The 21,873-nt window shown below is 33.9% G+C and carries 24 protein-coding genes and 1 pseudogene; 22 read left to right on the forward strand and 3 right to left on the reverse strand.

Going from position 1 to position 21,873, the window contains the following annotated elements; all coding sequences use genetic code 11:
* Positions 1-38 precede the first annotated feature (38 nt).
* Complete coding sequence (locus AC0C45_RS11530) at positions 39-386, forward strand: MerR family transcriptional regulator (RefSeq protein WP_074897067.1); 348 nt, start codon at positions 39-41, stop codon at positions 384-386.
* 116 nt (positions 387-502) lie between these two features.
* Here the strand turns inward: AC0C45_RS11530 and AC0C45_RS11535 are convergent, their stop codons facing one another.
* Positions 503-1,249, reverse strand: coding sequence for a phosphorylase family protein (locus AC0C45_RS11535; RefSeq protein WP_237893762.1), 747 nt, complete (start codon positions 1,247-1,249; stop codon positions 503-505).
* A gap of 285 nt (positions 1,250-1,534) precedes the next feature.
* Between AC0C45_RS11535 and AC0C45_RS11540 the strand changes: the two genes are divergently transcribed.
* From AC0C45_RS11540 to AC0C45_RS11550, 3 genes and pseudogenes are all read left to right on the forward strand, one after another.
* Positions 1,535-2,092 carry a GNAT family N-acetyltransferase gene (locus tag AC0C45_RS11540; RefSeq protein WP_034653182.1) on the forward strand — a complete coding sequence of 186 codons (558 nt, stop codon included), beginning with the start codon at positions 1,535-1,537 and terminating at the stop codon, positions 2,090-2,092.
* Positions 2,093-2,144: 52 nt separating this feature from the next.
* Complete coding sequence (locus AC0C45_RS11545) at positions 2,145-2,594, forward strand: GNAT family N-acetyltransferase (protein WP_095379936.1); 450 nt, start codon at positions 2,145-2,147, stop codon at positions 2,592-2,594.
* A gap of 144 nt (positions 2,595-2,738) precedes the next feature.
* A pseudogene (locus AC0C45_RS11550) lies at positions 2,739-3,356 on the forward strand (class I SAM-dependent methyltransferase); the annotation flags it as partial.
* 117 nt (positions 3,357-3,473) lie between these two features.
* Here the strand turns inward: AC0C45_RS11550 and AC0C45_RS11555 are convergent.
* Positions 3,474-4,121, reverse strand: coding sequence for a YczE/YyaS/YitT family protein (locus AC0C45_RS11555; protein WP_034653180.1), 648 nt, complete (start codon positions 4,119-4,121; stop codon positions 3,474-3,476).
* Positions 4,122-4,237: 116 nt separating this feature from the next.
* Between AC0C45_RS11555 and AC0C45_RS11560 the strand changes: the two genes are divergently transcribed.
* The 3 genes from AC0C45_RS11560 to AC0C45_RS11570 all read left to right on the forward strand — a co-directional run bounded on the left by AC0C45_RS11560 (position 4,238) and on the right by AC0C45_RS11570 (position 6,054).
* A complete protein-coding gene (locus tag AC0C45_RS11560; protein ID WP_034653178.1) occupies positions 4,238-4,690 on the forward strand; it encodes a MarR family winged helix-turn-helix transcriptional regulator in 453 nt (150 codons plus the stop codon).
* Positions 4,691-4,709: 19 nt separating this feature from the next.
* The gene (paiA, locus tag AC0C45_RS11565; RefSeq protein ID WP_047930837.1) at positions 4,710-5,234 is read left to right on the forward strand and encodes a spermidine/spermine N(1)-acetyltransferase; all 525 of its coding nucleotides are present in this window, start codon (positions 4,710-4,712) and stop codon (positions 5,232-5,234) included.
* Positions 5,235-5,397: 163 nt separating this feature from the next.
* Positions 5,398-6,054, forward strand: a complete 657-nt coding sequence (locus AC0C45_RS11570) for a type 1 glutamine amidotransferase domain-containing protein (protein ID WP_047930836.1) — start codon at positions 5,398-5,400, stop codon at positions 6,052-6,054.
* 82 nt (positions 6,055-6,136) lie between these two features.
* Here the strand turns inward: AC0C45_RS11570 and AC0C45_RS11575 are convergent, their stop codons facing one another.
* Positions 6,137-6,331: a hypothetical protein gene (locus tag AC0C45_RS11575; protein ID WP_047930835.1), complete on the reverse strand. Its 195-nt coding sequence runs from the start codon at positions 6,329-6,331 to the stop codon at positions 6,137-6,139.
* Positions 6,332-6,567: 236 nt separating this feature from the next.
* Here AC0C45_RS11575 and AC0C45_RS11580 point away from each other — a divergent pair, with 236 nt between their 5' ends.
* From AC0C45_RS11580 to AC0C45_RS11650, 15 genes are all read left to right on the forward strand, one after another.
* Positions 6,568-7,032, forward strand: coding sequence for a hypothetical protein (locus AC0C45_RS11580; protein WP_047930834.1), 465 nt, complete (start codon positions 6,568-6,570; stop codon positions 7,030-7,032).
* A 49-nt stretch (positions 7,033-7,081) separates the two neighbouring features.
* On the forward strand, positions 7,082-7,441 hold the full coding sequence (locus AC0C45_RS11585) for a hypothetical protein (RefSeq protein ID WP_047930833.1): 360 nt from the start codon (positions 7,082-7,084) through the stop codon (positions 7,439-7,441).
* Positions 7,442-7,470: 29 nt separating this feature from the next.
* Complete coding sequence (locus tag AC0C45_RS11590; protein WP_047930832.1) at positions 7,471-7,665, forward strand: DUF6980 family protein; 195 nt, start codon at positions 7,471-7,473, stop codon at positions 7,663-7,665.
* 50 nt (positions 7,666-7,715) lie between these two features.
* Complete coding sequence (locus AC0C45_RS11595) at positions 7,716-7,904, forward strand: hypothetical protein (protein WP_047930831.1); 189 nt, start codon at positions 7,716-7,718, stop codon at positions 7,902-7,904.
* 385 nt (positions 7,905-8,289) lie between these two features.
* Complete coding sequence (locus tag AC0C45_RS11600; protein ID WP_237893764.1) at positions 8,290-8,814, forward strand: hypothetical protein; 525 nt, start codon at positions 8,290-8,292, stop codon at positions 8,812-8,814.
* Positions 8,815-9,504: 690 nt separating this feature from the next.
* A complete protein-coding gene (locus AC0C45_RS11605) occupies positions 9,505-9,720 on the forward strand; it encodes a DUF6366 family protein (RefSeq protein WP_047932695.1) in 216 nt (71 codons plus the stop codon).
* A 392-nt stretch (positions 9,721-10,112) separates the two neighbouring features.
* The gene (locus AC0C45_RS11610) at positions 10,113-10,784 is read left to right on the forward strand and encodes an HAD family hydrolase (RefSeq protein WP_472928150.1); all 672 of its coding nucleotides are present in this window, start codon (positions 10,113-10,115) and stop codon (positions 10,782-10,784) included.
* A 655-nt stretch (positions 10,785-11,439) separates the two neighbouring features.
* Positions 11,440-13,953: a PEP/pyruvate-binding domain-containing protein gene (locus AC0C45_RS11615; protein WP_237893766.1), complete on the forward strand. Its 2,514-nt coding sequence runs from the start codon at positions 11,440-11,442 to the stop codon at positions 13,951-13,953.
* A gap of 101 nt (positions 13,954-14,054) precedes the next feature.
* Positions 14,055-14,630 (forward strand): TetR/AcrR family transcriptional regulator, encoded by a 576-nt coding sequence (locus AC0C45_RS11620; protein WP_237893767.1) that lies wholly within the window; start codon positions 14,055-14,057, stop codon positions 14,628-14,630.
* Positions 14,631-14,646: 16 nt separating this feature from the next.
* Positions 14,647-15,993 carry an MFS transporter gene (locus AC0C45_RS11625; protein ID WP_237893768.1) on the forward strand — a complete coding sequence of 449 codons (1,347 nt, stop codon included), beginning with the start codon at positions 14,647-14,649 and terminating at the stop codon, positions 15,991-15,993.
* A gap of 295 nt (positions 15,994-16,288) precedes the next feature.
* On the forward strand, positions 16,289-17,140 hold the full coding sequence (locus AC0C45_RS11630) for a transketolase (RefSeq protein ID WP_472928164.1): 852 nt from the start codon (positions 16,289-16,291) through the stop codon (positions 17,138-17,140).
* The gene (locus tag AC0C45_RS11635; protein WP_257063149.1) at positions 17,140-18,087 is read left to right on the forward strand and encodes a transketolase family protein; all 948 of its coding nucleotides are present in this window, start codon (positions 17,140-17,142) and stop codon (positions 18,085-18,087) included. The genes AC0C45_RS11630 and AC0C45_RS11635 overlap by 1 nt, the downstream gene beginning before the upstream one ends.
* Before the next feature lie 49 nt (positions 18,088-18,136).
* Positions 18,137-18,895, forward strand: a complete 759-nt coding sequence (locus AC0C45_RS11640; protein ID WP_075420477.1) for an SDR family NAD(P)-dependent oxidoreductase — start codon at positions 18,137-18,139, stop codon at positions 18,893-18,895.
* A 208-nt stretch (positions 18,896-19,103) separates the two neighbouring features.
* Positions 19,104-19,814, forward strand: a complete 711-nt coding sequence (locus AC0C45_RS11645) for a FadR/GntR family transcriptional regulator (RefSeq protein ID WP_028409967.1) — start codon at positions 19,104-19,106, stop codon at positions 19,812-19,814.
* A gap of 702 nt (positions 19,815-20,516) precedes the next feature.
* On the forward strand, positions 20,517-21,848 hold the full coding sequence (locus AC0C45_RS11650) for an MFS transporter (RefSeq protein ID WP_257063150.1): 1,332 nt from the start codon (positions 20,517-20,519) through the stop codon (positions 21,846-21,848).
* The last annotated feature ends 25 nt before the right edge of the window (positions 21,849-21,873 follow it).

The raw sequence follows: 21,873 nt of genomic DNA on the forward strand, positions 1-21,873 counted from the left end.
TTATATAATGAGAGTGAGAGACACGCAAAAAAACGGGGCTGTCTGCGCCCACTCTGCGATACTACGAAAAGGAAGGTATTTTACCGTTTATCGAACGAAATGAACATGATCAGCTTCTATACAACGACCAGAATATCGAGTGGGTCAAGTTTGTTTTAGCTTTACGTGCAACAGGGATGCCGCTTGCCGAGATTAAGCAGTATATAGAGTCATATAAAAAAGGCGAAAGTACAATTAGCGAACGTAGAAACATGATGCTTCAGCATAAAAAGAAAGTGGAAGCAGACATGGCACAAACCTATCTGCATTTAGAACGAATCAATTATAAATTAGCGCTGTGTGATACGTTGGAAGCCGGTTTAAACAATAAACAAATAAAAATCTAAATGCTGATAACAAAGAGGCTCCTCTTTATACACAAGCTATAGACCTCAGATGTGAAAAGCTAGGAAACAAAGAAAACAAGATAACTGCCCAGTTATCTTGTTTTCTTTGTACTATTTTAATATGTACTGCTTAAATAAAGAGCTACATCGCGAATTGCTTTATCAGTTTCACTTTCCATTAACTCTCTGTTCTTTGTATACGAATAAAGAGTGTCGCCGTGAAGAAGGTGGTCTGATAAATTTAACAAGCCGACAGCGCGCTTATTAAATTTATGAGCAATGGCCAAAGTAGTAGCTGTCTCCATATCCACGCCGAGAAAACCTGCAAGCGACCATTCCTTTACCATGTCATGCGTCTCGATCAGCATGGCACCCATACTGACCGTATGTCCTTTTATATAGCTGTAGCCTTTTTGTTCACAATATCTACAGGCGGCTTCCACTAGCTCTTTGTCAGCTTCCACAAGCGTTTGTTCTGGTAAATACCAGTTTGATACGCCATCCTGCATTTTTGCTGCAGATACAATTAAGATATCTCCATATTGTACAGTGGAAGATAAGCCTCCAAAATAGCCCGTTTGAATAAATAAGTCGGTTCCGCTGCCGGCAAATTGATGTACGATGTTTGACGCCATCGGACTGCCATACACATTTGCAAATCCTATATTTCTGTTATTTAACTTACCTATTACCGTGTTCCATTTAGGCATATGCACATCAGTGGATAAGATCTCTTTCCATAAATTTATATTATCTTGAAATACCCACTCACCATGAATAATAAATGCATTAGGCAGCTCTTTTTCTGATAGCTTTAATACATTTAGCCAATCTTCTTTTTTAAAATTACCATACAGCTTCATCTTTTTCTCCTTATTATCTCATTTAGACTAGTTAGAAAAGAATTCTTCATTATTAGCTTTCATTCCTTTAATTTTTATAACTAACAAATATAAAAGAAATGAAGGTTCTGATTTTAAAATGAAGTTATACGTGCTTTTTTTACTCATTTCTCGACAAATATTTAGTATTAAAAAGGAATTCAGTAATAATAAAAGAAATTTCTTACTAGCGGTTATTTAAATTAGATAAAGCTGTGAGAAAAGATCCGTTTAGTTAATGAATGGATAATAGGAGGGAAGGTACAGGTGTCAAATTATTTTCCCGTCATTAAAACAAAAAGGCTTACCCTAAGGGAATTTGAAACAGAAGACGCAAGCAATATTTTAAAATACTTATCTGATAAAGAAGTAATGAAACACTACGGACTAGAGCCTTTTAAAACGGTTGAAGATGCTTTAAATGAGATTGCGTGGTATAAATCAATCTTAAACGAAAAATCTGGAATAAGATGGGGTATTACTCTTAAAGAACAGGATGACATTATTGGCAGCTGCGGATTTCTTAATAGAGTTCATAACCATTACCGTGCAGAAATTGGATATGAGCTAAGCAAAGATTACTGGGGGAATGGGATTGCTAATGAGGCATTGGGCGCCGTTATAAAATATGGTTTTACACATTTAAATTTGCGGAGAATTGAAGCATTAATAGAGCCCGCTAATGCTGCTTCACAAAAATTAATAAAAAAGCATGGCTTTATAAAAGAAGGTCTATTAAGAAGCTACGAATTTACGGGTGGGAAATTTGATGATTTGTATATGTATTCTTTATTAAAGCAAGACTTTGAGAAGCTTCAAGCTTAGATAACGACATTAAAAATACAAATAGCACTATGACAGAGAAGGGGGAAAATGTATGGCCCATTTTAATGTTGATATTGTTCACTATCATCCTCAATTTGCTGAGGCAACGGTAAAAATGTGGAGAGATAGTAAAGAAAAAGCGATTGAACAAATGGAAATGCACAGTTTTGACTGTCATGTCTATTTTTTAAATCATATATTGTCAGCACACTATAAAATTGAATTAGCGTTAATGGATGAACAAATAGTAGGAATGATTGCTTATCATGCTGATGAAATTAGCCAGCTGTACGTTCATGTAGATTATCAAGGAAGAGGAATCGGACAGCTTTTACTCGAAAGAGCCAAGACAGAATCAAATGGAAAATTAATATTACGTACATTCGAACGAAATAAAAATGCCCAGAGGTTTTACGAGAAACACGGCTTCAGTATTATAAAAAGAGGATGTGAAAACGAAGAGCAATTACCCGATATTACATATGAATGGACAAGCAAATGAAGCATACGTAATTTTAATAAAGGAGCGGTTAGTGTGAATACGTTAGCACATGAAACATAACAATGCTGTCTATATGTCCGTGGTCCGCCTTTTACGAGTTTAAGATAGATGATTAATGCTAGCTATAAAAAGGAGGAGTTTAATATGATAACGGACAAACATTTTTTAAACGCTGTAAACAATACAAATGTTGATTTTACTGGATGGGATTTTTCTATTATTACTCGTACTGGTCATATGGATAGCGACATGCTTTCGTGGTCATACGGAAGTGAAGCTTTTCGTCTTATTCAAAACTCTAATGTCGCTTTAGATATGGGAACAGGAGGAGGAGAATTTTTATCTTTGTTACAGCCTTTTCCTCGCGTTATGTATACTACAGAAGGATAAAAACCTAACGTTCCAATCGCTAAAAAACGTTTAGAACCGCTTGGTGTCAAAGTTGTTGAACGAACTGAAGACGAAAACTTACCGTTTAAAGATGATACATTTGATTTGATTTTGAACCAGCACGAATCTTTTTATGCTTCAGAAGTAAGAAGGATTTTGTCAAAGGAAGGCACGTTTTTCACGCAGCAAGTGGGAGGGTTAGACTGTTCACGAATCAATGAATGTATAGGGGTTCCAATAAATAAAGAGTTTTGTAATTGAAATTTAAAGAAAGCAATAGAAGAGCTTAAACAAAGTTCTTTTAACATTATCTCTTGCAAAGAAGAGTTTCCTGTACAGAGATTTTATGATATTGGAGCGCTTGCCTTTTATTATTAAAGCTGAAGCAAAGTAAATAGTGTAAACTAATCACATATAAAAATCGGATCTCTAACTGGAGATCCGATTTTTATATGTGAATGATGATTGTACATAAACGTTCTATTTCAGTTATGTAATGGAGCGTTTATGATCTTTAGTATGATTTTGTGATATACGAGAGTTTGTTAAAATGCAGTCTAATGCTCTTTTAGTAATGGGCATAAAAAAATTAAGCAGCACGCCGCCTAAAAACACGGTTAATAACGTTCCAACACCAATTGGTCCGTTTAAAATCATTGCAGCTAGTAAAAATGTGAAGTAAATCAATGTTCTTGCGAGAAATAAATTTGTTTTAACTAGTTTTTGTATGATTAATGTTAAGCGATCAATTGGAATGGGTGCAAAATTTGTATGTAAATAGGCAGAGGTTCCTACACCTATAATGATTAAACCAATTCCATAACAACATAATTTGCTGTACCATATCTCAAAGGGAGCCCAACTCTCTAATAAAAAAAGCCATATATCAATACCAAGACCCGTAATGAATGCGGTCAACAGTCCCAGTACTTCCGGCTTTTGTTTGCTTAAAAGAGCATTGACGCAAATTAAAACACTGGCAAGTATCATTTCCCAGCTTCCAACGCTAAGGCCTACGTTTAGGGATAGTCCAACTAAAAGTGCATCAAAAGGTGAAGCTCCTAGGTTGGATTGGATCGTCAAAGCAATTCCCAGAGTTAATAGTAAAATTCCTCCTGCATAAACAACATATTTCACTGTAATCAGATCCTTTATTCATTATTTTTTGTTGCAAATGCAACTATTTTCAGGTACATTAAACGTATATTATTTTTATTGTATTTGCAACAAAAATATGTGCAAAGGAGATATTTATGAGTGAAATTCTGCGTGAAATTGGAATGATAGCAAGAGCATTGGATTCGATTAGTAATATAGAATTTAAAGAGTATGACCTGTCTAAGGGGCAGTATTTGTATTTAGTGCGAATATGTGAAAATCCCGGAATCATTCAAGAAAAGTTAGCTGAGATGATAAAAGTAGATCGAACAACAGCGGCTCGGGCTATAAAAAAGCTTGAAATGAATGGTTTTATTGAGAAGAAAGACGATCTCCACAATAAAAAAAATAAAAACCTTTTTCCTACTGAAAAGGGCAAGAACGTATATCCGTTTATAAAAAGAGAAAATGATTATTCTGATAAAGTGGCATTAGAAGGTTTTACCCAGGAAGAAGCAGATACCATTCTTAAGCTGGTTCAAAGAGTAAGGAAAAATATAGAAACAGACTGGGAGTTTGTCAAAAAAGGAAATAAGAGAAATTATTGAGGATATAAAGGAGAGGCGCATGTCAGTGATGATGGATATAAAAAAATGTACTCTTGAAGATGTAAATCACCTTCAAAATATTAGCTACAAAACATTTAATGAAACGTTTAAAGATCAAAATTCACCTGAAAACATGAAAGCTTATTTAGAAAAAGCATTTACAGTCGAACAGTTAGAAAAAGAACTATCAAATACGTCCTCGCAATTCTTTTTTATGTATGTTAATCATGAAATTGCAGGTTATTTAAAGGTTAATACGGAGGATGCTCAATCTGAAGAGATGGGGGAAGAAGCGCTTGAAATTGAAAGAATTTATATAGGTAACAGCTTTCAAAAACGAGGGCTTGGTAAACATTTATTTAATAAAGCAGTAGAGATAGCAACGACACTTAATAAAAAGAAAATGTGGTTAGGCGTGTGGGAAAAAAATAAAAATGCGATTGCTTTTTACAAGAAACAGGGATTTGTTCAAACTGGATCTCACTCGTTTTATATGGGAGACGAAGAACAAATAGACTTTATTATGGTTAAAACACTTTTATAGTTTTTTAAAAGATAAATAAAGTATGATAAGGATTATTCACTAATTTAACTGGTAGAGGATAATCCTTATTGCATACAGAGATTTTATGATTTTTTTCAAAGCAGATGCTTTTAGGGTAAGCAGTAAGCAAACTACTATGGCTGCTGTGCCAGCATATAGGAGAATGAAATTAATGTCACATGTTACAAATGGACATACAATGGAAAACGGAGAGCTTGCTGGTATTTGGCTTACAGAATTCTCTGAAGCATATTTAGAATTTAAAAAAGAAGGATACGAAGTAGTCGTAGCAAGTCCAAAAGGCGGAACATCGCCTGTGGATCCTAACAGCTTAACAGATGATGTGACGGACGAAGACAAAGAAGCAGGAAAGCTTTTAGAGAATACAAAATCATTAGCTGATATAAGTTCACAAGAATTTGCAGGTATGTTTGTACCTGGAGGGCACGGGACAATGTTTGACTTTCCAGACGATACGCACTTACATCGTTTGCTAACAGAATTTGCTGAAAACGACAAGCTAATTGCAGCGGTATGCCACGGACCGGCAGCTCTTGTAGGCGGAAAGCTTAAAAACGGTGAGCCGATTGTAAAAGGAAAACGTATTACAGCGTTTACTGATTCAGAAGAGAAAGATACAACGTTAGATAAATACATGCCGTTTCTTCTTGAAACAAAGCTTCGTGAGCTAGGCGCTGAGTTTATTGCAAAAGATAATTGGACAGATCATATTGAAGTAGACGGAAAACTTTTAACAGGACAAAATCCACAGTCTACTATCAGCCTCGCAAAAGAATCTGTACGTGCTTTAAACGCGTAAAAGTATGCATGACCTTAAATAGGGTGAAATAAAATAGGAATTAAGGAAAATAAAAAGGGCAGCTATTTAAATAGCTGCCCTTTTATTTATTAGAAGATTTATTTCTGAAAATGTATGTAGTAATTCCTGTCACAATGATAACAGCTACAACACAAATGATCAGACGAACAATCTGTGTCACAAAGATATTATCTGCAATACTCATGTGTTTCGTTAAAATTAACGTTCCATAAGCAGCTAAGACAGATAAAAACATATTGACGATTCGTTGAGCCATGTTGTCGTTACTCCTTTCGCTTCACTACTTTACACTTTAACATATGTGCTCACTGTAAAAAATATCGAATTACAAGTATGTCAGAAAATCAGCACTCTAGGAAAAGAATCTACTTGTAAGGAAGTAGCTGATATTATATTAGTTATGGCGACTAAACGCAGTTCAGGGAAGGAAACGAGATTCCTTTAGTCGAATTTAACATGCTTATATTCTTTTTTTAGATAGGTGGGAAAAGCTTGTTTGATAAATTGAAAAAGCTATTTATGGATAAACAGGATCAGGAAGCAGATGACAAATACATTTTAGTCCCTGAGAGTGAAATAAATGAGACTTTAAAAAGAGATATAGTGAAGTTGGAAGAAGTAGGAGAGGCATACTGCAAAAGTCTTCAGCACAAATATAGAAGTAAATTTGAATGTGATGGTAAGCAGAACTTAAAAATATGGGTGTGCCGAGATATTGATGGCGACCAACTGCCAAATCTAAGTTCGAAGCAGTGTTTAGAAAAAGAATATCGTTCCCAGATTGCAATAAACTTTGATGGATTTACAGATGAAGAAGATGCATACGTTTATTACATCCAGTTGTGGTATTACTTTGGTGGGTATTTTAAAGGGACAGGCACTTTGTATGATTTGTCAAAAAATCATTTAGAAGCTGATATTGAAGAAAAGTTAGAAGAATTACTAAACCAATTATAGATTTCTATTTAGCACTGAGATTATTTGTTAATACACAGGGGGAAGGAATATGAGGGGGCGGCCAGAGTTAGAAATAGAAAGGGAAAAAGTTTATAAAACGAAAAAAAATCCTAACGGAACATTTATAGCGCGAATTATTCAAGTGCCTAAGGAAGAAAATATGTTAGATTTTATGCTAGAAATCAAAAATTTAAAGAAAAAGGAACTTTCTTATAGAAGTTTATTAGTAAGGACTGAAAACTGGTACTATTCTTTTCGTCTTGCTAGAGGAGATCTGAAATGGGTATCTTTGCATACAGTAGCGGTATGGGACCGGCTAGGACATAAATTAGTTGAGGTAGCGGCCCCAACCGGTAAGGAAAATTATCGTATTTCCGATGAACACTGTTCAGTTTACCGAGAAAAGTAATAGTGACCATATAGTTAAGGAGAAAACGAATGAAAAAGCATTGCTGCGATTATATGAATTATCATGCGAACTTTACGTGTGATATTCATAGTGATCCGTTTGATTGTCCAGATAATCTTATCTTATTTGATAAAACAAATAAGGAATACGGTTTAATTATCCATGATGATGGTTCATCCATCATTGGAATTTCATTTTGCCCATGGTGTGGTAAGAAGATTTAACTTAAGTATGAAGGGGAGATCTTCTTCATTTCTGGAATGGGGGATGGGGCTTGATTTTTCGTTATCTAGCTATGTTATCAGGATTAGGAAGCGTTTTATTAAACCTTTTTGATCCTATACATCAAGGGGTTACGCGCTGGTTGATGGTCATCTGCGGTTTATTCATCTTTAGTAGCCATTTAAAATTCATCTTAGATAAGAAATCGAAAACAACGGATAATCAAAAGAAGACCTACTAATAAGAATTTCTTTTGAGGTTGTACCTTTGATAATTATGTAAATGAAAAACCTAAAGAATATGTAGTAAAGAAATAAAAAAGAAAATCATATGTTATAATAATCATAAATATCCAAATAAAGGAACATTATGTTGTTATGAATCGTAAATTTAATTCTCTATTTATAGTCTATCCTATCGGTTTCTTTGTAGTGCGTACTGTTTTTTCTTTTGTGAAAAATAGCGCTGCGGAATCTGTCTATGAGACGTTAGCTATACTTGCCATGTATTACTTTGCAGTTAGTGTTTTCTATTCGATTGACTTGTATATGCAAAAGAAAAATAGTTAATAGATTAGAAAATGCTGAGAGTCAGAGTAAAAACAAACGATATAAAGGAGTCTAACAGTGCGCATTAAGAGCTATTTTTTGTTTATTTTCCCACTCATTTTACTATTATTAGCAAGCTGCGATCCATCTTCTACACCTAAAGAAAAATATTATTCAAGCACCAAAACCACAAATCTTGAATTAGAAAACGTTAAGGCAGTATCAATAGGAAGGTCTAAATATGACGTAGCAAGTTGTTTGAGGAAGAAACCAAAATTTATAGAGGTTACTGAGCAGCTTCCGTACACTACCTACATTTATGGAAAAAGTACAGAAAAGTATGATGTTGAATTTAAAATAGTAGATAATAAAGTCAGCAGGTATGACTTGATTAGCAGCAAGTATAGTACGGAAAAGGGAATACATACTGGTGACAGCAAAAAAGATGTTATTAGGGCGTATGGAGAAAATTATTACGAAAGAGAAGATACCGGAGCAACAATAGTAGGGTATTTTGATAAAAATCATAAACTCAATATTGAGTTTTCTTTAGATGACAAGGATAAAGTTGGAGGCATTTTGGTTCAAAAAATGAATAATTAAGATGAGTAATAATCATTTTTGCTGTAGCTTTTAATATGTACTCATTTATGTAAATTGAGTATGTTTGAGCTATAAATCTAAAACAAATAAACAGAAAGGTTTTTTTCCTATTGAGTACGTTTACTAAAGTAGTACCGTCAGCTTTTATACTTCTCTATATAGTATTTTTCTTTTTAGATATTTCTTATCATTATGGTGTTCCTTATTCATATAGCTTTTTTCTTTTTTTATTTTTGTCGTTAATATCTCTAGTCTTATGTTTAGTAATATGGTTTAAGGACAAGGAACGTCTTTTTCTATTTTTGAGTGTAGTTTCAACCCTCCAACTTACGTTTACTGTCTTTATTTATCTTTTTCCAGAAGCAGGAACTAAACCATTAATTTATGAAAAAGTAATCACAAAAGAAGATGTTTTACATAAATAAGCTTACACAAAAAACTTGAAGAATGTGTATCTAGTATAAGGTTATTAAAGAGATCCCTTAAATAAAGAGGATCTCTTTGGTGTAGGTTTTTGTAATAGTAATTATATTAAATAGATCTGTATACTTCTTCATTACAACGTGGTGTTTCATACTTATTAAAAAAAGAAATGTGTACAGTTAGTATAAGAAAAGGGATCTAACAAAAACCATTAATTTATATTTTAACCATAATATGTTATAGTATTTTAAAAATGGTGGTGTAACAATGAACGAAGATAAAGAAACACCTGAAAGAAGAAGAGAGAGATTAAAACACGAAGAGGTAAAAAGAAACCCTGCAGGGAATATGAACGATGCATTTAATAGAAATGAAGCTGGAAACTTATCTGGTTTAGCAGGCAGCTTAGGATGGAAGGGGCTAGGTATACTTATTACTGTACTGATTATAGGCTTTATCGTTGTGTCCCTATTTTTAAAATAATATGAGGTTTATAAATTAAGAGTACTGGAGGAGCCATTTTGAAAAATTATGCAGTGTTTATTGGTAGTTTTATAGTGTTACTGTTTGCTTTTCAAATTGTTTCTGGGCTATTTCTTACACTTACATATGTACCTGAGACTTCACAGCATTTGAGTAGCTCAACGATCAGTATTTTTTCTTTTAATTATCCATTTTTAAGTTCTATTATAGCAGCGACTTTTTCATTTATTATTTCAAAGAAAGTATGTAAAGTTAAAAAGAGCACCTATAAATGATTAGGTGCTTTTTTGTGCTGAGAACATTCATTATGGTTTTTAACAACTGTAGGTTTTCCTTTTTATGGTATTATATATAGATACCTATTCAATACTGCCGAAAGAAGGAGATAATGAATGTTGCAATCACTAATCTTTGATATGGATGGAACGCTGTTTCAAACAGATAAAATTTTAGAGTTATCACTTGATGATACCTTTAACCATTTGCGTACACTTAACCAATGGGACGCTAGTACTCCTATTGATAAGTATCGTGAAATTATGGGTGTACCTTTACCCAAAGTATGGGAAGCTTTATTACCTACTCATTCGTATGAAATCAGAAAGTATACGGATGACTATTTTTTGAAAAGCTTAGTTGCAAACATAAAAAAAGGGAAAGGTGCTTTATATCCCAATGTAAAAGAGGTCTTTAGCTATTTAAAAGAAAATAATTGTTCCATTTACATAGCAAGTAACGGTTTAAAAGAGTATTTACAAGCAATTGTAGATCATTACGATTTGAATAATTGGGTGACAGAAACATTTAGTATTCAACAAATCCAAACCCTCGATAAAGGAGAGTTAGTCAAAACGATTATAAAAAAATATGATATCAAATACGCTGCAGTAGTAGGAGACCGCCTATCTGATATCAATGCTGCAAAGGATAATGGTTTAATGGCAGTGGGGTGTAATTTTGATTTTGCTCAAGAAGCTGAGCTTGCGCAGGCTGATGTGGTAATAAATGATTTGAAGGAGTTAAAAAGGATTATATCTAACATAAATAGTAGCTTGTCAATCTAATAGACTGATCTTTGTACATAACCATTATAGATGGTTAATGTCTCAATTATAGACCTAAATCTACTGAAGTTGAAACATAAATAATGAGCGGTTCTCCCGTAATTTAAAATGTTTACATAATCTTTTCTTGTCATTAATAAATGGTTTACAATACTGAGCTATGCTTAGGTTAAGATTTCCAAATTATTTTTATATTAAAAATAATTCTATGAGAAAGGAGATTTTTGATTATGACTTCGCATATGATTCGTAAATCTGATAGCGCTCAGTTATATATTAGAGGATATAAGATAAAATTGACACTCAGCCAGTGGAAGCTTGTAAGCACTCAGAGATAATGGTTAACCCAACTATAAAAAAGGAAACCTCCACCTTAATTTAGGTGGGGTTTTTTGCATTTCTTCTATTAACCTTTTAATTGGTTAACTATTTAGACTTTATAATAAAAAAGACTAATAAAAGTTAAAAAATGTAATAAAAAAGAGGAATATTATTTAAGTGAAATTAAAATAAAGCACAACTAAATATGCATTTTTTAAATGTTTTACCACTTTTTATTGACCATAAAAATTTAAAAGAATTAAAATAAAAATAAACATAAAGTAAGTAGTTACTTACATTTTAAAACTAGTTTTTAGGAGGATGAATATTTTTAATGTATAGTTTAAGTTTTCAAAAGGTGGACGAGGCGAACGAAAAAGTTGGAGCAAAAGCTTTAAACCTTATAAAAATGAAAAAAGAAAATTTACCGATTCCAGATGGCTTTGTTATTCATACAGAAGCTTTAAAGCGATATATTGAATGGAATGGGATTGAGCGTCACACGGATAATATTCACGAGAGAATTTTGCAAGGGGAAATTCCTATTGAAATTGAATCGGATCTTATAGAGGCATTTCGAAATCTAAAGTGCTCTTATACATCAGTAGCTGTTCGGTCATCATCCAGTGCTGAAGATTTAGAAGGTGCATCGTTTGCAGGCCAGTATGAAACCTATCTTAATGTGAAAAGCCCTGAGGATTTTTTAAGTAAAGTGAAAGCGTGCTGGGCCTCATTTTTTACTGAAAGAGTCGAACAATATACTCAAAATATGTATGCTGATTTTGATGAAATTTCAATGGCAGTTGTTGTTCAAGGGTTAATTGAGTCCGAAGTATCGGGAGTCATATTCAGCCAAAACCCCGTTACTCATAATACAAAAGAAATGATGATTAATGCCAGCTATGGACTAGGAGAAGCAATCGTATCAGGCTTAGTAACACCTGATGTTTACCTGATTAATAAACAAACCTTTGAGATAGAGAAAGAAAAAGGGCTAAAGGAAGTAAAAATAATTCCACTTGATGAAGGCGTTGAAGAAATCGAAACAACGGAAGATGAGCAGCAAAAGTTTTGTTTAACAGACGAGAAAATCATTGAATTGGGCGAAATAACAAAAGAAGTAGAAGCTCTTTACCAACATCCCGTAGACATAGAGTTTGGTATTCAAGACAATCAAGTATATCTATTACAGGCAAGAGCGATTACCACATTAACAGAGGCCAAAAAATTAACTCCTTTCCAAAAAGATATATCTTTAAGTTTCGAGGATATGGAAGAGTTTTGGATTTTAAATGACACAAGTTTTTCTCATGCTGTTAGTCCTTTGTACGCTTCATTTATTATTCCGGCATTTTCTGAAGGAACAGCTGCTAGTTTTAGAAAGTTAAAGTTTATGTTTAATAGACTTAATTTAAAACTTTATAAAGGTCATATCTATACAAAAACGGAGCCTTTTAAAGGAGATTCTAATAAAAGATTCCAAGCAAATAAAGAATTGATGGAAAGTATTTATCCAATCCTAACAAAACGAATGAATCAAATGATTAAAGAACAATTCCTGCCTTACTATAACAAGTTAGATAGCTTTACCGGGGGAAATCTCCATCTTCAGAGAGGAAAAGAGATTCTTCAAAGTTTGACTGATTTTTATAAAACGGCATATGACTTGCATTTTGACATTGTTATGCCTCAAATGTCTTTAAATACTAAGGTTGAAGAATACTATAAAAACCTTACAAATAAAAAATCCGGACATGATGTTTATGAGCTATTGACCGGGAAAATGAACAAATCGTTGGAAACGGATCAACAGCTTTCTAGACTTGCTTTAACAGTTAAAGACGATGCGGAACTTACTAAGATCTTTGAAGAAGAATGTACAGAAACTTTATTAAAGAAATTAGAGGAAAATAAAGCAGCAAAAAGCTTTATGGCTGAAGTAGATACCTTTCTAAAACAGTATGGATATCGAAGCGTCGTAAGTCACGATTTTGTAGGGGAAACTTGGCTAGAGAATCCTCTTCACGCGTTATCGATTATTCAAGGATATGTTAATGACGGTTACAACTTTGATGAGAATTTCAAACAGACGGTCAAAAAACGTGAACAGAACTATAATGAATTTCTGGAACAGATAGCGGATAGCACACACAAAGAAGAGTTTAAAAAATATTATCAGTGGGCATTAGATGCATCCGTTATAAGAGATGACCATCATTTTTATATCGATGCAATGTTGGATGCAAAAGCTCGTTTATTCCTACTCGAGCTAGGTGATTTACTAGTACATCATCATGTTTTTCTAATGAAAGAAGATATTTTCTTCTTATATCTTGATGAGGTAGAGTCTCTTTTAGAAAATCCAGTAGACGTGACAGAATTAGTTGAGAAACGTAAAAAAGAACACGCAGAACATGAACAAATGTCTAATTTGCCTAGATACTTCGGAGTCCCTGAGCCAGCTCACCTAAAAGAAGCTGAGAAATATATGGGAGCTATTGAAGAAAATGACGCTAACAGCGAACATTCTATTAAAGGGTTAGCCTCTTCCTCGGGAACATATACCGGAAAAGTAAAAGTCATTTCAAATACGAAGGAATTTTCCAAGCTGGAAAAAGGTGATGTTTTGGTATGTAAGACCACTACTCCACTTTGGACTACTTTATTTCAGACTGCGGGGGCTGTTATTACTGACGCTGGAGGTATTCTTTCTCATTCGGCGATAATTGCACGTGAATATGAAATTCCTGCAGTAGTTGGTACGAAAATAAGTACGGATAAGCTAAAGGATGGCGATATGGTTATGGTGGATGGTACCAATGGAATTGTCACGCTTTTAAATGAATAAATAGTTCTCTTCGCTTCCATTTGACAACAGCTCTTTTTCCTTTATATACTGCCTAATGGAAAGTAAATACTTACATTCAGGAAGCATAAAGGATGATCAATATGAAAAAAGATGAAACAAAAAAGAAGATAACAAAAGCTACAATAGAACTGCTTAAAGAAAAAGGCTACAAAGGTACTACCACTAGAGAAATTGCAGAACAAGCTGGCGTTAATGAATTAACTGTTTTTCGCCACTTTGGCAATAAAGAAGGCATTATTCAAGCTATTGTCAAAACAACAAGCTTTTCGCTTGAAATTTTTGATAAATCAATTGAGTGGGAGCTTGAAAAAGATTTGACGAATTTCGGTTACCTGTTACTAAAAGACTTTGATAATAACCGAGACATGATTTCAATTGCTTTAAAAGATCCTTTAATTTTCTCACAGGCGCACGAAGAAATTTTAAAAAAAATTAATGATACGAAAGAAATACTAAAAGAATACTTTGAAGAAATGCAAAAGAAAGGATATATCAAAGAATTAGATTGCTGCACACAAGCAGAGATTTTCCTAAGTACGTATTGGGGATATTTTATGTATAAACTAAATTTCGGAGACAAAGCCTTACATGCAGATTATCAAGATATGATAAAAAACAGTATAAACACGTTTATAAAAGGAATTTCTCTCCGTTAAAAGGAGGCAATAATGTTTGGGTAAACATAAAGAGCTTATCTTGATTATTTCATTACTAATTGGGACATTTCTTGTACCAATTAATTCAACCATGATTGCTGTTGCTCTATCAACCATATCAGCTCATTTTAATGAACCACTTGCAAATATTTCGTGGGTAGTAACTATTTATTTAATTGTAATGGCTGTTACTCAGCCTATCGCTGGAAAGCTAGGAGATTTGTACGGAAACAGAAATATCTATTTATGGGGCGTAGTGTTCTTTCTTATAGCATCTTTAGGCTGTATATTTTCAACCAATCTCATTTCCCTTATTATCTTTCGATCACTGCAGGCAGTAGGAGGAGCTTTACTTACTCCAAACACTATAGCAATCATTAGATATGTGGTACCAAAAGAACGGCTCCCTAAAGTTTTAGGTATATTTGGAATGGGGATGGGTTTGGGTGCTGCAATTGGACCTTTATTAGGGTCTGTCCTGCTTGAAAACTTCAATTTGGAAGCTATATTCTGGGTCAACGTTCCTTTTCTTTTCTTAGCTTTGATCAGCGGAATAGTTATGATTCCTAAATTTAATGTTAAAAAGCAAACAAGTACTTTAGATATTCAAGGTTCCATTTATTTAGCAATTAGCATTTCTTTATTAATCTTGTTGACACACGGTATGGAATTTACTAAGGCTTTAATAATGGGAATAATATTTATTCTATCTACAATTTTGTTTATCAAAAGAGAGAATACGGCAGAAAACCCAATTATCGATTTTTCTTTATTTAAAAATCCCACCTTTACAAGCGCTAATTTATCTATTATGCTTAGCAACTTTGTTATGTATGTGATTTTATTAATTATGCCTCTGTTAATGAAGTCTCAATTTCATTTATCTACAGCGCAAACAGGGCTTGTTTTATCAGTTTTTTCGATTTCAATGTCTTTAAGCGGCTGGATAGGTGGATTATTAAACAATAAGTTTAGTTCTAAAAAAGTGATTGGGTTTTCTTTTGCTATGATTATTGTCTCTAATATTCTTTTTCTATCTTTAGAGAACATTGGATCTATTCTTTTTCTTATAGTGGCTTTAATTATTGGAGGTTTTTCGACCGGAATAGGTTTAACAAGCATGCAGGTTGCCTCGTTGGACTCCGTAAGCAAAGAACAGTCTGGTACAGCCTCTGGCATTTATTCAACGTTTCGTTATTTTGGAAGTATTATTTCGTCCACGCTTATTGCTCTTGTTACAAGTTATAACTACATCTTCATTATTTTAGGGATATCGGGGATAGTAGGTATACTAGTAGCTAGAAGCATTAAATCTAGTAGCCAAGATGTAATAAGCAGCAATAATTCTCGTGCAAAAGCATAGTCGTTTTTTGATAAAGATTTTGTTTATATACACAATTTACCAATCAATCAATAAAAAAAGTACTGCTTCTAAAATAGGAGCAGTACTTTTTTTGCTTGAAATCTTAGAGAAAACAACATACGAATTTACAAAATGACTTGTTTTAAATAAAAAATTCTAATAATTCAATCTTGTTATTGACGAACTCGCATTTCAGATGTACACTTAAGCCACAAAGCTACTTAGTATACAAGTTACCTAAGTGTACTAAATTATATGTTAATGGATATATCATTTAGAAAACAGCAAGTCATAAATTAATGAGGTGACTAAAATGAAAGAAATTAGTATTGAAGAATTAAAAGAAAAAGCCATTCAATTAAGAAAAACAGCTCTTACAATGATTTATGGAGCACAGTCTGGCCATCCAGGAGGTTCACTTTCTGCGGCTGATATTATGGCAGCGCTTTATTTTAAAGAAATGAATGTTGATCCGCACAACCCTAACTGGGAAGATCGCGATAGATTTGTACTTTCTAAAGGTCACGTTTGTCCCATTCAGTATTCCGCTTTAGCTTTACGAGGATTCGTTCCCTATGAAACGATATACACGTTAAGAGAATACGGTTCTCCGTTTCAAGGGCATCCAGATATGAAAAAGTGCAAAGGTATTGATATTTCAACAGGCTCACTAGGACAAGGACTTTCGTGTGGCGTAGGTATGGCAATCTCAGGTAAACGAGATTTTAAAGACTATAGAGTTTTTTCTTTAGTAGGAGACGGAGAATGTCAAGAAGGACAAATTTGGGAAGCTGCTCAAACAGCAGTTAAGTACCAATTAGATAATTTAGTTGTATTTGTAGATAATAACAGACTTCAAATCGATGGATTTTGTGATGAAGTTATGCCATTGCAAGATTTAGAGAAAAAATTTGATGCATTTGGTTTTGAAACAAAGCGAATTAATGGACACTCCATGGAAGAGATTGTAGCAACATTGGATGAAGTAAGAGTAGCGAAGAATGGAAGACCAAAATGTATCATTTGTGACACGGTAAAAGGTAAAGGCGTTTCGTTCATGGAGGATGTGGCTGATTGGCACGGAGTTGCTCCTAATGAAGAACAATATCATCAAGCAATAGAAGAAGTAGCAGGAGGTTTAAGATAATGAGCATACTAGAAAAAGATCTTACTGTAAAAAAAGCTACGAGAGAGGCCTTTGGAGATGAAATCGTAAAATTAGGGAAAGAAAATAAGAATATTTATGTCATTGATGTAGATATCGCAAAGTCGTGTAAAACAGTAAACTTTATCAAGCAATTACCTGACCAGCATATTAATGTAGGAATTGCAGAGCAAAATGCAGCTGGGTTAGCAGCTGGACTTGCTACGACTGGTAAAATTCCTTTTGTAAGCACTTACGCGGTTTTTGGTTCGTTAAGAATGCTTGAACAAATTAGACAAGAAGTCTGCTATCCTAACTTAAATGTAAAGATTGCTTGTTCACACGGGGGGTTAACGCCAGCTAATGATGGCGGAAGTCATCAAGCTATAGAAGACATGGGTGTATTAAGATCGGTTCCAAATATGACCGTCATTATGGGAGCTGACTATTATTCTACTAGAAAGCTAGTAGAACAAGCTGCTAAAGTGTACGGACCTGTATATCTTCGTTTTACTCGCGATAAGGTTCCAATGATTTACGATGAAAATGAAGAGTTTACAATTGGAAAAGCGAAGAAAATTAAAGATGGAAGCGACATCGCTATTATTGCCAACGGCGATACAGTAAGACTCGCTTTAGAGGCAACGAAAGAATTAGAGAAACAAGGCATATCTGTGAAATTACTAGACATGCATACGATTAAGCCTTTAGATCGAGAAGCAGTGGTTGATTGCTTAAATATCGGAAAAATCATTACGGTTGAAGATCACAATATTCTAAATGGCCTTGGCAGTGCCGTATGTGAAGTAGTTGCGGAAGAGGGAAAAGGTACGGTTCGAAGAATTGGTGTACAGGATCAATTTGGACAATCTGCACCTTATGAAAAACTGTTAGAGTTAAATGGAATTACTGTAGAAAATATTATCAAAACAGCTAAAGAACTGATTTAAGACTAACTAAATTAAATAGAAGAAGCTAATAAGATGGGGGAAATATAATATGTTTGATTTAAAAGAGAGAGTAGCAATCATTACTGGTAGCGGTTCCAAAAAAGGAATTGGACGTACAATCGCCCTGACACTTGCAGAGCAAGGAGCAGCTGTTGTTATAGCAGATATCAATTTTGATGGCGTGCAGGATACCGTAAATGAAATAAAAGAAGGGGGCGGCAAAGCCCTAGGAATAGAGTTAAATGTAACAAGTAAAGATTCTTGCGATGCGATGGTTAGAAAAACACTTGAAGAATTCGGCAGAATTGATATTTTGATTAATAATGCAGGAATTTCTCAAAAAGTTACAGTTCAAGATATGACGCTCGAAGACATTACAAAAGTGTTTAACGTCAATATGTTTGGATTGTTTCTATGTACGCAAGCAGTATTAGAAACAATGAAAGATCAAAAGTATGGTCGAATTATAAGCCTGTCTTCTGTTTCGGCTAAAAGAGGTGGAGGAGTTTTTGGAGGACCGCACTACTCGGCATCTAAGGCCGCAGTACTAGGTTTTTCAAAGAACTTAGCACGCGAGGTAGCCTTAGATGGCATTACAGTTAACTGTGTAGCTCCTGGACTCGTTAATACAGAAATTTGGAAGTCACTTCCTGAAGAAGATGCAAAGTCTGTGATTGATAGTATTCCTATGGGTAGACCAGGTGAAGTGAAAGAAATCGCAGCTACAATTGCCTTTTTAGCTTCAAAAGAAGCTTCTTATATTACAGGAGAAGAAATTGATATAAACGGTGGCTCACATATGGATTAATATTCAGGTTCGTTATACAGGCATGCCATTATGGTATGCCTGTATAGCTGTTTATTAATAAAATCAATAGTAAAATGGTAAACTGACTACATAAATAAGGATTTTTTTGCTAGAAGATACTAGGCTTGTTGCCCCTAAAAATAGAACAGTATATAATAATTATGTCTACTTAATTATGAATAAAATGAGCTAATAATTATAGAGAGAAGTGATTTCCATTAGTTTTAATCCAGTTTCTAATAATAAATTATATATTCAAATTTATAATCAAATTCTTTCTGAAATTCAATCTGGAGCGTTTCAAGTAGGAGATAAACTCCCTGCTGAAAGGGAGCTGTGTGAACAATTTGGTGTAAGTCGAGTGCCTGTTAGACAAGCCCTTAGCGCCCTAGAATTGAACGGTTTTATCTATTCTCGTCAAGGAGAAGGTGTATATGTTAAAGAGTTTCAAACAGAAGCTGAAAATTCTCAATCAACACTTTTAACGGACTCTACCTCCCCTGAAGACATTGTGGAAGCAAGAATGAACATAGAGCCTCTTATTGTACGTTTTGCAGCTTTGAGAGCTACAGAAGAAGATATTAAGGACCTGCGTGCAACAATTGATAAGATGGAGGAAGAAACGAACGCAGGCGTGTATGTACCTGAAACAGATGAAGCCCTACATAATGGTATAGCAAAGGCTTCTCATAATGATTTATTTATTAGTATTATGGCAGCTATTAGCAATGCGATGAAACAGCAGGAAATGTGGAAGTTTATAAGAGATCGAACTGTCACTAGACCTGACTACCGGGAAGTTAATTTTAATGAGCATAAATTACTTATTAATGCAATTGAACAGCATAATGAAGAAGAAGCTGTGAGAATTATGAGTTTTCACATGCAAAATTTATATGATCGTTATTGGAAAGCTTAATTCCAACTAATTTTTATAAAGACAATACCAAATATAGAGGTAAAAGGCAGCTAAAGTGTAGCTGTCTTTTTGCTGTTGAAAAGACAGCATAAAATGAATAAGATTCAGTGTTTTCTTTCCATACAAACTGTATATTTCTTTTTATTTTTAATTAAATTCAGAAAATATTAAATATAATAATTATATTGACAATTTATAGGTATGTAAGTACACTGTTTATATAAGGTAACTTAGTATACAAGTAGCTAAATCTATAAAACGGAGGTAATGTAAATCTTAAAATTCATTATTCTTTACAGCTCGATATTTTTTGAAGAGATTAGCAGAAGGTTTCAAAAATGTAAGCGTTTTTTATCGTTACCGTGCATTACAAATGTTTTGGATTATTAGGATAGAAATTAGAAAGTAGATTTATAGTGTTTTCATATCGTTAATAAGGTTTTTGTATATAATATTTTCTAATAGTTCTTACTTTTTTAAATGATAAATAATACAGGGGGATACTTCGCTTTTTCATTTTTTATATTTCCATATGAAAGGGATTACAGAAGTAGTGACTAGATTTACTTAGACTTAGAAATAGATCAATCATCTTTTATGTGAACTTTTAATTCTTACTGTCAATTAGCCTAGAGCAAACACTCAGGTCAAAGACCGAAGAGTATGAAGAATAGAAGGATGGTAACCCAGGGAGGAATTATTTTGGATCCAATTAACTTAGAACGTTCAACTACTAAAAAAGTAACGTTAAGGCTCATTCCATTTCTATTTTTATGTTTTACCATATCGATACTTGATCGAGTAAATATTGGGTTTGCTGCATTACAAATGAATAAAGATTTAGGTTTTTCTAATGCTGTTTTTGGATTAGGGGCAGGGATTTTCTTCCTTGGCTATTTCCTTTTAGAAGTACCTGGAAGTGCTATGATGACGAAAGTCGGAGCTAGAAGATGGATTAGTAGAATCATGATTACATGGGCAGTAATTGCTATTTTAATGGCTTTTATCCAAACACCATGGCAGTTTTATACCGCAAGATTTCTTTTAGGAATTGCTGAAGCTAGCTTTTACCCTTGTATGGTCTTTTATCTAAGTGGTTTTTATCAAACAAAACATCATGCAAAAGCAATTGCTGGATTTATGATTGCAATCCCTGGTGCTAATGCAATAGGATCTCCTCTTTCTACTTATTTATTAGGTATTGACTGGTTAAACATGGCTGGATGGCAATGGCTTTTCATTTTGGAAGCGATTCCAGCTTTGATCTTAGGTGTAATATGCTTCTTCTATCTTGACGATAAGCTGGAGGATGTAAAATGGTTGACGAACGAGGAGAAAAAATGGTTAATCGACGTTACAACAAAAGAAAAGTTAGAAAAGCAGGAAGCCAAGCACTATACATTTGCTCAGGCCTTAAAAGATCGTGACGTATTAACCTTATCTTTAGGATACTTTTTCTGGATGGTTGGCTACTATGGCATCGTTATGTTTTTACCGACAATTTCAGAAGGTTTATCTAAAACGACTTCTCTTAGTACGCATGCGATGGGGTGGATTTTAGGATTAATGTATGTTTGTGCAATGGTAACCATGATGTTGGTTAGTAACCACTCTGACAAGAAAAATGAAAGACGCTTTCACGTCGTTGCTTGTTTAGTAACAAGTGGCGTGGCATTAATTATCAGTAGCTATGTTGCAAATATGAACATTGTTTTATCATTTGTATTCTTAACGATCAGTCTTTGCGGAGCGTTCGGAGCATATTCTCCGTTTTGGGCAATTCCACCGTCTTTCTTAACGGAAGCTGCTGCTGCAGGTGCGATTGCTCTTATCAATAGTATTGGTAACCTGGGTGGGTTCTTTGGACCTTACATCGTGGGATACATTAAAGATCTAACAGGATCTTTTAATGCTAGTATGACATTTCTAGGTATTAGCATGTTCATAGCGTCCTTTATCGTAGCTTTTTTATTAAAACAATCAGGAAGAGCTATTAAAAAAAATACAGTCGATCAATTAGAAAAAACTAGTTAATTCTTGTTGGAAAGAAAATTTGTGC

The sequence above is a fragment of the Priestia sp. VA7 genome (genome assembly GCF_055710015.1).

Bases quoted from the DNA above. Each gene is read 5' to 3' on its own strand.
- AC0C45_RS11610 (WP_472928150.1), top strand. From the start codon at position 10,113: ATGTTGCAATCACTAATCTTTGATATGGATGGAACGCTGTTTCAAACA.
- AC0C45_RS11560 (WP_034653178.1), top strand. From the start codon at position 4,238: ATGAGTGAAATTCTGCGTGAAATTGGAATGATAGCAAGAGCATTGGAT.
- AC0C45_RS11620 (WP_237893767.1), top strand. From the start codon at position 14,055: ATGAAAAAAGATGAAACAAAAAAGAAGATAACAAAAGCTACAATAGAA.
- AC0C45_RS11615 (WP_237893766.1), top strand. From the start codon at position 11,440: ATGTATAGTTTAAGTTTTCAAAAGGTGGACGAGGCGAACGAAAAAGTT.
- AC0C45_RS11590 (WP_047930832.1), top strand. From the start codon at position 7,471: ATGAAAAAGCATTGCTGCGATTATATGAATTATCATGCGAACTTTACG.
- AC0C45_RS11570 (WP_047930836.1), top strand. From the start codon at position 5,398: ATGAAATTAATGTCACATGTTACAAATGGACATACAATGGAAAACGGA.
- AC0C45_RS11535 (WP_237893762.1), bottom strand. From the start codon at position 1,249: ATGAAGCTGTATGGTAATTTTAAAAAAGAAGATTGGCTAAATGTATTA.
- AC0C45_RS11635 (WP_257063149.1), top strand. From the start codon at position 17,140: ATGAGCATACTAGAAAAAGATCTTACTGTAAAAAAAGCTACGAGAGAG.
- AC0C45_RS11545 (WP_095379936.1), top strand. From the start codon at position 2,145: ATGGCCCATTTTAATGTTGATATTGTTCACTATCATCCTCAATTTGCT.
- AC0C45_RS11605 (WP_047932695.1), top strand. From the start codon at position 9,505: ATGAACGAAGATAAAGAAACACCTGAAAGAAGAAGAGAGAGATTAAAA.
- AC0C45_RS11575 (WP_047930835.1), bottom strand. From the start codon at position 6,331: ATGGCTCAACGAATCGTCAATATGTTTTTATCTGTCTTAGCTGCTTAT.
- paiA (WP_047930837.1), top strand. From the start codon at position 4,710: ATGTCAGTGATGATGGATATAAAAAAATGTACTCTTGAAGATGTAAAT.
- AC0C45_RS11640 (WP_075420477.1), top strand. From the start codon at position 18,137: ATGTTTGATTTAAAAGAGAGAGTAGCAATCATTACTGGTAGCGGTTCC.
- AC0C45_RS11585 (WP_047930833.1), top strand. From the start codon at position 7,082: ATGAGGGGGCGGCCAGAGTTAGAAATAGAAAGGGAAAAAGTTTATAAA.